This is a genomic window from Alteromonas sp. C1M14, from assembly GCF_018860965.1.
Lineage (GTDB): Bacteria > Pseudomonadota > Gammaproteobacteria > Enterobacterales > Alteromonadaceae > Alteromonas.
Map to the genome: position 1 here is coordinate 576,248 of NZ_JAHKQF010000002.1, position 12,949 is coordinate 589,196.

The 12,949-nt window shown below is 44.1% G+C and carries 7 protein-coding genes; 2 read left to right on the forward strand and 5 right to left on the reverse strand.

Translation table 11 applies throughout. The features are described from left to right. Positions 1–14: 14 nt before the first annotated feature. Positions 15–2,726: a M14 family metallopeptidase gene (locus tag KO501_RS03040; protein WP_216028152.1), complete on the forward strand. Its 2,712-nt coding sequence runs from the start codon at positions 15–17 to the stop codon at positions 2,724–2,726. A gap of 102 nt (positions 2,727–2,828) precedes the next feature. On the opposite strand, the gene KO501_RS03045 is transcribed toward KO501_RS03040, so the two are convergent. Beyond that, positions 2,829–3,344, reverse strand: a complete 516-nt coding sequence (locus KO501_RS03045; protein ID WP_216028153.1) for a DUF3365 domain-containing protein — start codon at positions 3,342–3,344, stop codon at positions 2,829–2,831. Between the two features lie 630 nt (positions 3,345–3,974). Between KO501_RS03045 and KO501_RS03050 the strand changes: the two genes are divergently transcribed. Then, the gene (locus KO501_RS03050; RefSeq protein ID WP_216028154.1) at positions 3,975–5,120 is read left to right on the forward strand and encodes an AGE family epimerase/isomerase; all 1,146 of its coding nucleotides are present in this window, start codon (positions 3,975–3,977) and stop codon (positions 5,118–5,120) included. Positions 5,121–5,169: 49 nt separating this feature from the next. Here the strand turns inward: KO501_RS03050 and KO501_RS03055 are convergent, their stop codons facing one another. The 4 genes from KO501_RS03055 to KO501_RS03070 form a co-directional block, all read right to left on the reverse strand. After that, positions 5,170–6,465: a porin gene (locus KO501_RS03055; protein WP_216028155.1), complete on the reverse strand. Its 1,296-nt coding sequence runs from the start codon at positions 6,463–6,465 to the stop codon at positions 5,170–5,172. 385 nt (positions 6,466–6,850) lie between these two features. Beyond that, on the reverse strand, positions 6,851–9,904 hold the full coding sequence (locus KO501_RS03060) for a TonB-dependent receptor (RefSeq protein ID WP_216028156.1): 3,054 nt from the start codon (positions 9,902–9,904) through the stop codon (positions 6,851–6,853). Positions 9,905–10,334: 430 nt separating this feature from the next. Next, complete coding sequence (locus KO501_RS03065; protein ID WP_354667803.1) at positions 10,335–11,324, reverse strand: polysaccharide lyase family 7 protein; 990 nt, start codon at positions 11,322–11,324, stop codon at positions 10,335–10,337. 154 nt (positions 11,325–11,478) lie between these two features. Next, entirely contained in the window at positions 11,479–12,750 is a 1,272-nt protein-coding gene (locus KO501_RS03070; RefSeq protein WP_216028157.1) for an aminotransferase class I/II-fold pyridoxal phosphate-dependent enzyme, read from the reverse strand. Between the last annotated feature and the right edge of the window lie 199 nt (positions 12,751–12,949).

Below are 12,949 nucleotides of genomic sequence, written 5' to 3' on the forward strand. Positions count from 1 at the left end.
TATTATAAATAACCATGCACACATTCCGTCATCTGGCCTGCACCTTGGCCACATTATTTCTTATTAATTTTCCTGCCGTTGGAGATGAATATTCTTCGCCCGCTTCTGATATTAAAGACGCCATGTGGCCCGGCGCTACATACTCACCGGCCATCCCAAGTATTGAGTCAGTGCTTGGCTACCGCATCGGCGAACGAATCACCACCCATAGCGATATGTTGCGCTATTTTCATGCCCTAGCAGAAGCGGCGCCTGAACAGGTGAGGGTTGCCTCCTACGGCAAAAGCTGGGAAGGCCGAGAATTGATTTATGTGGCCATCGGCGCCAAACAGTATATTGGCCAGTTAGATACCTTTGCCGAACAAATGAATCAACTGGCAGACCCTCGAGTCACCTCATCTGCCGAGGCGAAAAAACTCATCGCGACTTTGCCATCGTCAGTATGGTTAGAACATGGTGTGCACGGAAACGAATTAAGCAGTACCGACACGGCGATGATGACGGCTTATCATTTACTTGCCGCCCAAGACGACCCTCTTGTTAACACCGTACTCGCCAACACCCTGGTGTTTATTGATCCATTGCAAAACCCAGATGGCCGCACACGGTTTACCAACTTTTATTATGGCAACTTGGGCCTGCAAGACAGTGCCGATAGATTAAGTGTTGATCAAAATGAACCCTGGCCTCGTGGTCGCAGTAACCACTACCTCTTTGATATGAATCGGGATTGGCTAGCCATTACCCAACCGGAAACCGCGGGTCGAATTGCAATATTAAACCACTTTAAACCCACGGTTGTGATTGATTTACACGAAATGGGCGGCGACGCCAGTTATTTCTTTGTACCTTCGGCAAACCCTATCAACCCCCATATGCAACAAGGGCAACTGGAAAATAACACCCTTATCGGTAAAAACAACGCCAAGCACTTCGACCGCTTTGGTTTTGACTATTTCACCCGCGAAGTATTTGACGCTTTCTATCCTGGTTATGGTGACAGTTGGCCAACATTTTATGGGGCTTCGGCGGCCACCTATGAAGTAGCCTCCACCCGAGGTATGGTCTTTCGAGACAAAGACGGCAAAGTAAATCATTATCGCGAGCCGGTACAAAAACACTTTGTCGCCTCATTAGCTACCCTTGAAGCGGCCGCGGTTAATCGAGAAAAAATCTTATCCGACTTCTACCAGTATCAAATTAATGCCATCAATGCGGGCAAAAAAGATGAGGAGCGCACCTTCATTATTCCCGTACAACAGGATCGCGCAGGTAGCCACCATCTAGCTCAGTTAATGGCCCAACATGGCGTCGAAGTCACCCAGGCAACCGAAAGCTTTAAAGCCTGCGGTACCCGATATGACAAAGGCAGCTATATTATTGATACCGCTCAGCCCCGCGGCCTTTATGTTAAAACCACCTTTACCCAACAAGTGGATATGGCTGACGATTTTATTGAAGAACAAGAACGTCGACGGGCTCGAAAACTCAATGACCAAATTTACGACGTAACCGCATGGTCATTGCCGCTACTTTTTAATATCGACACCGCAGCCTGTAGCAAGCAGGTGAAAGTGGATAGCATCACCGTTACCGCAGAGACTCCCCTTGAAGGTTACGTTACCAATACCGACGCTCAGGTTGCCTACCTGGTTCCCTGGGGAGACAGCGCCGCCGGCCGATTCCTTACCGGCGCATTAAAAGCGGGTGTAAAACTTAAAAGCGTGGATGCCGCCATAACCCTTGAGAGCGGCGAGCCATTCCCTGCAGGCACATTGGTTATCGAAACCAAAGCCAATACTCCAGCCATACATCAACAAGTAGCGGCATTGGCTTTAGAAAGTGGTGCCATAGTCACTGGTATTGATAGCAGCTGGGTCACCCAAGGGCCCAATTTTGGGAGTGCTCGCACAGCGACCATGGTGGCCCCCAATATTGCCATAGCCTGGGATACGCCAACCCGCTCACTTAGTGCAGGTAGTACTCGTTTTATCCTCGAGCAACAATTCAATTATCCGGTTACCGCCATTCGTACCTCAATGCTTGCTTCCCGTAATCTAAACCATTATCAGGTGATTATCTTACCCGATGGTAACTACACCCGCGCATTAGGAAAACAAGGGGCGGAAAATCTAAAACGTTGGGTCGAACAAGGTGGGGTTTTAGTGACGTTAGCCAATGCTACCGCCTACGCCGCCTCTCCCGAAAGTGGATTGTTGGCGACTCAACTGGAATACCAGCTGAACGAGGAAGACGCTCCCCCCCCGCCGGGTGGCGCATCTGATGGCTGGGTACAAGGCAGTCGTATTGCCAGTAAAGCGGAGTTTATCCAACGTATAGAAGATCATCATCGCGTGCCAGATTATGTGGCAGGTATTTTAGCCAATGTCGCAGTAGATCAAGAACACTGGCTTACCGCAGGGGTTAACCCTCAGGTTACGGCGTTGGTCACAGGTAACACCATATTCTCACCAATTACCTTAAGCTCAGGCAAAAACCTTGCTTGGTATGAAGAAGAAAAAAACCTCCTTGCTTCTGGATATATTTGGAAAGAAAATCAGCGACAATTGGCATACAAACCCTTCTTACTATACCAGCCCACTGGTAATGGCATGGTTATTGGGTTTACGCAGGATCCCACAAGCCGAGCCTTCCTTAACGGCCTTAACGTGATGCTATTAAATGCCATCTTCCGTTCCTCAGCTCACGCTACGCCTTATCGTTAATCGGTGTTGATGACAATAGACATTACCTGTTAACTCGTTACCCTATGGCCTCTTTTTATAGAGGCTATAGTCAGGGCCTAGCTAGACACATTAGGGGTCATCTTAAGGTGTATAGGTAACAATAAACGCACCTCGCAAGTCTCCGGTTTTAAACCCAGTCGCCTGATCATGCGGGTAAAGAGACTGAATTTTCTCCATCACATTGTTTTGAATGTCGTTGCCGTGACAGGCGGTACAAACAGGCTGGGTGACAATGGCGCGCATATAGGTAAATTGTCCTGTTTGCGGATCGCGATAGCTTGCCTCGGGTATACGAGAGGGCATTGCAGTCAATTGCTCGGCAAACACTTGCAAGTTAGCACTGGCCCAAGGTTCTGGCGTATTTTTAATATTACGGACTTTTAAACTGGTGCGCCCTACTTGCCAATTTTCATCGCTTAGCTTAGCCGCTAATGAACCGGCAACCTCATGACAAACAACGATCCCATTTTCAACTCCCCCATTTGCAATCGCGGTTTGTAATGCACTTTTTAAGCTGCCACCAAGCGCACTGGCTTTTGCTCTAGCTTGCGCCATTTGGTTATCTTCACTTGTGGCGCCAATACTATTAAAAGCCATTGTTGCTATCGTCAATCCCCATGTAAACAAAGCGACTTTCTTAGGGTATATCAGGTTCATATCATCTCTCCAACACTCTACATTAGTTTTTACTAATATAAAGTATTGGCCTCCAATATATAATTAGCAAGATAATCAACTCTAAATTTTTGCTGATTTTTCAAATCTCATAAGCAAATACCCTATCGATTCTATAGTCAGCAATCCCCTATCCTAGACTCATGAAATATAATCCCTTGCTACAGTTGCAAATAGTAATTATTTGCATTAAGATTAACGAACATTGAGGCATTCCACTGTAAGCCTTAATGATAGAGGGTTCTCCTCGACGTAATCGTAGGACTTTTTATGCCGGTACTCATCCCGGCTTTTTTTTGTGCCAGTTATTTATTGATTACTAATTAAACCGCCGTATTTTCTCAGTCTTATCAAAACATAGAATGCTACAGAAGCGATTGCATAAACCGTATTTTTTCATAACAATACGGTCTCCTTTTGTTAGGTTCAGGAAATGCGTACTCATCCCGACTCCTGTTTTATCAACCTAAATTCAAGCGCGGTCTGTTGACGCACCGTTTTTCCCAACAGCGCAATGACGAAATAGTAAGGTAACAATTAAATATGGTATCTATGGAGAATAGATTTAATCTCGCTGCAACACGTTTTGACCAGTGGCTTACCCAGTCAGTGTACGATAAATGGTGTAGTGAAGGGTTTGCCAGTAATGGCGCCGCAATTGAGCGTTTTACGGCAGATGGCGTAGCAGACTGGCAAGCAGATAAACGTATTCGTGTTCAAGCGAGACAGTTATTTTCAATGTGTTACGGCTATAAACAAGGCTTTTTACCTCAAGGCCCTACCTTTGTTAAAGGCATAAACAAGTATATCGATTCTGTTTGCGGCGATTACCTACCTGGGTACTATCCCATGTCTATAGACGCAAACAATCAAATTAAAAACAACGATTCTGACCTTTACGACATTGCTTTTTTCTTACTGGCCTATGCCTGGCAATTTGATGCATTAGGGGATAACAGTGCCCTTGATAAGGCCCGTCGTCTCACCGACCACTTTGATAAGACACTTGCCAGCGAACACGGCGGGTGGCTAGAAGGGACTTATGCCCATGATGTGCGTAGACAAAACCCTCATATGCACTTATTCGAAGCCTTTATGCAGTTGTACCTGTTTACACAAGATCCGTATTGGAAACAATTTGCTGACAAGATATTTGCGCTATTTGAAAACCATTTTTTCGACAGTGAGTATGGCGTTATTCGTGAATACTTCACACCGAGCTGGAAAATAAGCCCGGAAAAAGGCGATATCATTGAACCCGGTCATTTAATGGAATGGGTATGGTTACTCAATCGGTACGAACAAATTTCTGGTCAAGATATGTCGACTTACTGTGACGCGCTTTATGCTAAAGCCAAGGAATTCGGATTACCTGAAGGCGGAAAATGGTTAATTGATACGGTAAAACCCGACGGCTCATCACCGGCAAATACCAGTCGTTGTTGGCCGATGACAGAATGGATCAAAGCCGCGTTAGTAATGGCCGAGCGTCACCCAAATAGTGAAGACTACGGCGAAGATGCCATCCTCGCTATCAATGGCCTCGTCGATGGCTTTGGCCACCCGGCTCGTACTAATCAGTATGTCGATAGTATTGATACCAACGGGACTATCCTTGACCCATTAATGCCTGCCAGCTCTTTGTATCATTTATCCATGGCCCATTACGAAGTTATGCGCGCCGTAACCAAAGCGTAATTAAAAAAAAAGGCTGCCCGTTGGCAGCCTTTTCTAATTTCAGTTAACGTTAAAATGCTGTATTGACCTGCACACTGAATATTTGCGCTGTTGCATGTTCTGTTGCCGTCAACGCAGTAGTAATTGAGCCTAACGTTTCCTCTTGATAGACATCCGCCTCACGGCCTTTGATGTAAACATAGGCTAAATCCACATTGGTGCTTTCGGTGATTTTGTAGGTTCCGCCAACACTTACCCAATGACGATCCGTATCAGGAATACTCAATGAGCGATGCGCATAACTTACCGCACCTTCATCATAAGCATACCCAGCACGAAGTGTCAGTTGCTCATCATATTGATAAGTCACACCGGCACTCCAACGCCAAGTATCTTCAAAGTCTTCTTCTTTCAACAATAAGGTATAACCACTATCGAGGTTGGCTTCTAACTTATCAAACGTGCTCCAATCGGTGTAGTTCACGCTGGCCTGTACAGACCATTTTTCGTTAAGCTTTTGGCTTACTGCAAGTTCAGTAATGGCAGCAAAGTTCAAATCTAATGAGCCACCTTGGTTATACAACGCATCCACTTCTGGGATCAAAACACCGAGATCTGATTTTATCTCGCCTTCCAACTCTAATTGAGTTTCAGCGCGGTAGCTTAAACCGACGTTGGTATCACGGGTAGGCTCCCAAAATACGCCAACATTCCAGCCGTAACCAATATCGTCACCGGACATTTCCACAATAGTTAAGTTACCAAGCTCAGCGTTACCTATTGCCGTGCCAAAGACTTGAGGGATAGAGGTGCTGATTTTAGCATCGGCATAAGTAATATTAAGACCAAGTCCAAGACTTAAAGTGTCGGTTACTTTATAGGCGATTGCAGGGTTCACCGTGAATGAAAATATCTCAGCTTCATCAGCGTAGTTCAATGCATTGTAGCTATCGCTATAATCTGTGGCCAAACCGTAGCTAGTGAATAACCCGAGCCCCCAAGAAAGTTTGTCGTTAATCACCGAAGTATAAAATAATGAAGGAATAATGGCTGACTCAGCGATATTTTCTTCACTTGCATCTACAGGTTCACTGATGTTGGTGCTCATCTCACCGCGAATATCAATTTCTGGATCCAAATAGCTTACTTGAGCACTAAACTGGGAAGTACGAAACGCAGTAATCGCGGCGGGGTTGGTAGCAAGGATAGTGGCATTTTCAGGCAAAGCCGCCTGCCCCGCCATGGCTCGACCTAATCCATTAGCACTGTGTTCATTAACTTGAAATCCTGCTGCAAATACAGAAGAAGAAAAAAGACCGGTTAATGTGACCGCTAAGGAAGTGCGTACAAATAATCGTTGCTTCATAAAAAACTCATGGTTAAAAATTCGGCCAGCATACTAAATTGATGGGCATCAAGGTTCAACCTAAATACGCTTATTTGCGCATATTTAGAACAATTAAGAACAATTAACCGCTAAATTAGATAAATTTTGCTCGTTTATTTAAGCAAATTTAAAAACATTATTCGTTTTTTAATTGAATGGGGATATCCACACCCATGATTATCAATCAACTTCTTGAATATGCCAGCAAAAACTAGGTGAATACGACTAAAACGCCGCCCTTGCCTGTTACACAAAAAGCGCGATAGCCCGAATAAGAATAAAGAAATATCACCGCAGGATTGCACGGTAATGAAAACAAAAAAGACGAGAAATACCTTCTCGTCTTTTCTATTTTTAATAAAGATTAATATTTAAAGCTAACACCTGCGAATAAACGAGGACCGTAGTCATTCACTTCGCCTAAGTTACCTTGTACGTAATAATCTTGAGATTTTGGCGCACTAAACAAGTTAATGGCTTCAACCTTCACACGTACGTGCTCGTTAATTTTATAAGATGCACGGGCTTCCCATACACCTACAGCATCAACATAACGTAACCGCGTTCCGTTACTGGTGTATGGCTGGAAGTACTCACTACGGTATTTGTAAATAACCGCTGCATCTAAATCGCCAATTTGATAATAAAGTTGCGAACTAAATACATGCTTCGAGAAACCAGGTACTGAAGCGGCAGGAATAATGCCCTGGGTTAGTTGCGTCAGCTCTCCGTCTAAACCCGTTACGTACGTATTACCATAATTACTGTCTTCAAATTCAAAGTCAGTGTCAGCATAGTTGTAACCAAGTTTAATGCCTAATCCGTTATCCCAACGATAAGCCACCGAGGTTTCAATCCCCAGAATATTACTGCTTTTATCTGTTGTTACCGAATTAGTAATAGGCAGAGCATAGGTGTCGCCATCAATGACGAAATCTTCCAGTACTGTTTGTTGCTGGAACCCACCATTAAACTGTTTGAAGTATACACCGAATGCAAAGATAGAATCTTCGTTAGGATACCACTCGATGGCAGCATCATAGTTCCAAGACATCAATGGTTTAGTATCTGGGTTACCAGACCCGTTCACCCCAACAATAAGATCAGCCACTGATGTAGGTGCCACTTCATCATCCGTTTGGAAGGTACGGCTATAGCCTAAATCAGAAGGATCGGCCCGAGACATACCACGATAGATACCAGCCCGTAATAAAATGTCGTCGCTGTAGTCCATCACGAAGTTAAAGCTAGGCAGTAATTCGGTGTATCCACCGCCACCTTCAATGCGCTCTAAAGCATCATCTGACACGAGTGTCAGTATGCCTAACTCGTCTACGGTGACTTCAAAGGAATTTCTAAAGCCAATGGAGGTAACATCAGTATCTACTACCCTTAAACCGAAATTACCGCGAATATAACGTCCCATCATCTCAGTATCGTAGTTAGCCATCAGATACGCCGCGTAGGTTCTTTCCGTTACATCAATAGTACCGGCGTTAACATATTCCAGTTCAGGGTATTCAAATGCGCCGCCATTAGAAGCTGCTACCGCTTGAGAGAAACAGACGTTGTCATAAGTGGCCCAAGATGATCCTGTACCACTTTCAATGACATTTCCGCTGCTATCCGTGTTGGTTATCAGGTTACCGTCTGAAACACTGGATAAAAATCCGCTTTCTGGGAAGTCTTTTTCACAGTTTTGTAGAACATCTAATGCATCAGTATTCGATGTATCGAGGTTGTACTCTGTACGCGAGCCGTTGCCTTGAGAGCCACCGTATTGTACGAAAGTTAACTCTGAAGCACGTAAGCCACCTTCGATACTGACGAAAACATCGCTATCTAGTAGGTAATCGAAATCAACTCTTGCCGACTTAACCACATTATCTCTGGCATTTTCATGGTCAATACGGGTACGTAAACTATCAGTGAAGTTAGAAATATCTGTCAAATCAAGATCAGTAACGGTGAAATGAGGAATATTCTCGCCCATGTCCCAAGAAAATGACTGGCGATCCACCGTACGAGCTCGGTTTGATATTTGAAACTCTTCACGTTCTGTTTTTGAATAGCCCAAATCAAAATTCAAAGTGAGGTTATCTGTTGCAAAATGCTCAATGTTGATACCAAAGGCTTGATAATCTTCTTCACGAGAAAATTCTTCACCTGAGGATTCAATACGATCTTGTCCTTCCCAGTGCAAAATACCGCCTACATCATTGGTAACCAACGTAGGGCCAGTTAAACCGGGTATGGCACGCTTTTGCAAGAAGATAAGATCGTGTCGTGATTCCGCTTGTGTCCGACTGGAAAATTGGGCGTCAACATTCACATCCCAATATTCTGATGGTTGAAACTGTGCAGCAACAAACAATGCATCCCGTTCATCAGAGGTTTCGTTCTGACGATAACTACGGCTACTGCCCGTCCACGCATAAGGAATGCCTGCACTAATGGCTTCACCCGTTTCTGGATCGATGGTTGTGTTATAGCCTTGGTTAGAAGATGCGTTGTCGCCAATCTGATCTTCACAGTCGCCAGCCGACGTTTTGTAAAAGCCTTCGTTAGTGACAGACGGATCATTTAAACACGCCCATAATGAAGAGCCAGTAGGGCTTGAGCTACGATACTCGGCTTCAGGTTGGCTAATGTCTTGACGTTGGAACCCGACAGAGATCCCTAAAGACTGGCCGTTATCAAACTCGAACTGATCTACATAGCTTATTGTACCGCGATACCCTAAGTCACCTTGTAAAGAGTTCTCTACATTCCCTTCATCAGGGTTGTAGTTACCTTTGACCTCAGCTTGGAAACGTTGTTTTCCGTAATCTAACGGTTGAATTGTTTCTAATGAAATTACACCCGCAACACCACCTTCAATCATTGAGGCATCTTGGGTTTTATAAATGGCCACCTTCTTCATTAACTCTGAAGGGAATTGAGAAAAGTTAACCGAACGGTCGCCACTGCCGTTGGTGGCTTCTCGTCCATTGATATGGGTAGCACTCAAAAACGGACCTAAGCCACGAATGGTAATTTCGGTGGCACCACCGTTTTCCCGGTGCGAGGCTGCGCCCGTAATAGACTCAAGGGCTTCACCGATAGATAACGCAGGCAAATCACCGATATCTTCTGCAGAGAGACCATCAACAACAGTCGTCGACTCACGTTTAATCGCGATTTGGTCTTGAATTGTTTTACGTGTCCCTACAACGTTAATAACTTCAACGCCATCATCTTCTTGCTCGCTAATTTGTGCATCCTGCGCTTGCTGGGCATTTACAGAAAAAGCAGTTGACCCTGCCATACCAGCTAGTACTGCCGCTTTTACCCATCTTGCAGCAGGATTTAGCGGAAACGTTGGACGACGGGCATTCCTATTTGTTAAGGAATTATTATTTTTTACGTTAAACAACATGTGAAAAATCTCCATTATGGTCTTTCCCTTCAGATAACGGCTTTCTTGCGATCCAAGGTGTCCTTCACCCATAACCAATAAAGCCTAATCGTATTACCAATTTTTCTTATTATTAAGACAGCTTTGTTAACCTGCGGAGTATATAAACATAAAGAAGTAACATTTTCCACCAATTTTATATCTTATGGTAACAATTGGTTCACATGAATTATGTAATTTTCACCTTGTAAAGAGGTACGACCTTATTACCAATACATAATAAAGGAATGACACAAAGTGTTAACGCAACCCTGTGACTTGATTAAAACGCGGTAGATAGGAAAGAAAGGTTGCAAGCTTACATACAGGGATGCAAAAGCCTACGGGAGGCAGCAAGCCAGGCTTAGCGCTTGGCGAACATGGCGTTACTCAATGAATAAAAATACTCTCGTTAGCGATGGATATTATTGAGGTAATAGAAAGTGGCCTGAACATAATCATCCTTATCACCACTATTATTTTGGTTATAGACCCCAGCTTTAAAGTACATGTATTGATCACGTTTTTCATAGCCACTTTTATGCATCGTTAACGCGCGAGTAATATTTTTTTTACCTTCGCGAATAAGCGTGACCATCAACGTGGAATTAACAACACTTATTTTGTAGCTAAACTTTTCATCCAGTGCAATGCCCTCTTCAGGGTTTGATGCGCCATTGCGCCGTGAGCCGACTAAATTAACCCATATATCATCGCCGCCGTTGATCTCATGGGCAAAATAAACTGCGCCCTTCCTGTTATGAGGAAGTTTGCGATAATACAACCGAATGGGCTCATCATCGGTAGCGTGTATTTGGCCAATAATGACTCGCCCTACTTTGCTTTTATCGCCAGACACCGACACATGATTCACCGCCAAAGTTGCTTCTAAACTGCCTTCTACGGCTCCTGCTTTTTGTTTAGTGGCGCGATCAGCGACATCAAATACCCAATTGTTTTCGGTTACCCCTTGGGTTTTAATCTTCACATTGCCACGGCGAAGCATTTCTCTTAGTTCGGTTCGAGTGTATTTAGTATTTTTTGATGTTTTTGCCCCATGATTCGGCGAGGTAAACACCATTCCACCATCCTTTGCTGTATAAAAAAATGGCGTTAATTGAAAGCTGTCAGAAAGGACGTTTTCGTAAATGAGATCGGCTTTTTCGTCGTTATTTGAATCAATAGGTAAGGACAAACTCCAATCATTTAGATCAAAGTTATAAGAGGGAGGGACGTTCGAAATAAGCCTATTCTCATTGCCTAACAGCACACCATCTGTAAGCTCCAGATGACTACTTGGAATTGCTTCGGCACTCACTTTCCCATAACACAACACAGGGTTGGCCATTAGCAAACAAAAAACTAAACAAAATAATCCATGATACTGTGTGCGCTTAGACACTGGTCACCTCAATTGGTTAACAAATAAAACGAATTTGTTTTACCTTAATGATGTTCGTATCACAATCTTTTTTTATGCAGAAGCCAGTATGCCTTTGTTGATCAGAAAAAGGAGCAGGCCAGCGTTAATGGACATGCTCCTCTTGTATGTTTAATTAAGCTTTATCCAAGGCTTGAGCCACATCAGCAATAATGTCGTCTATGTGCTCGATACCAACCGAGATCCTAACTAAATCTTCACTAACGCCGGCTTTTGCCAATTCTTCAGCATTAAGTTGGCGGTGTGTTGTTGATGCCGGATGACATGCCAATGATTTTGCGTCGCCAATATTGACCAGTCTTAAAATCATCTGTAACGCATCAATGAAGCGTGTGCAGGCAGGTAAACCTCCCGTAATGCCGAAGCTTAAGATGCCGGACGCTTTACCCTTCGTGATTTTTTTGCAGGTTTCATTATACGGACTCGCAGGTAATGCGGCATAATTTACCCACTCGACCTTGGGATGATCATTTAGGTAATTAGCCAGTTTTTCGGCATTTGCACAATGTCTTTCCATGCGTAGTCCCAGTGTTTCGAGTCCTTGCATAATTTGAAACGCGTTCATTGGTGAAATCGCAGCGCCGGTGTTTCTCAATGGGACCACTCGACAACGCCCTATATAAGCCGCTTCGCCTAAAGCTTCGGTGTAAACCACGTCATGGTATGACGGGTCTGGCTCATTGAGCATAGGAAAGCGTTTCTTATTCGCCACCCAGTCGAATTTACCCGAATCTACAATAGCACCACCAATGGATGTACCGTGACCGCCAATATATTTTGTTAAAGAGTGCACCACAATGTCCGCTCCCAACTCGAAAGGTCGACATAAAAACGGCGTGGCAACGGTATTATCAACAATGACAGGAATACCATGCTTATGAGCAATCTCTGCCAAGCGAGTAATATCAACAATATTGCCCGCAGGGTTGCCAATGGACTCACAAAAAATGGCTTTTGTGTTGTCATCAATTGCCGCTTCAAACCCCGCAAAGTCGTCGTGAGAGACCATACGAACCTCTACACCTTGGCGTGGTAACGAATGAGCAAATAGGTTGTATGTTCCACCGTAAAGTTGACTGGTACTGACAATATTATCGCCCATTTGCGTGATGCACTGTATGGCATAGGTGATCGCCGACATCCCTGAAGCCACGGCCAGGGCCGCAATCCCTCCCTCCATAGCAGCCACCCGTTTTTCTAATACATCGGTCGTGGGGTTCATAATACGGGTGTAGATGTTGCCTGGAACTGCAAGGTTAAATAAATCGGCACCGTGCTGTGTATCATCGAATGTGTAAGACGTGGTCTGATAAATAGGAACAGCAGCCGCTTTCGTGGTTTCTTCTGATTTATATCCTTCATGCAACGCTATAGATTCTAATTTCATAATAATTCTCTAAATGAACAACATGCTTTAAGTCGTCACCTTGTATTAGCGATATGGCTGCGAAGTTACGTTTTAAAAACACAGTTTAACCCTATATTGAAGGTGGCATAGACGATTGTTTTTCTACAATTTTTTAACATTATTGATCAAGTATAAAGAGAATATCTATGTGTTTCTTACCTTCTGTGATAACGAAAAA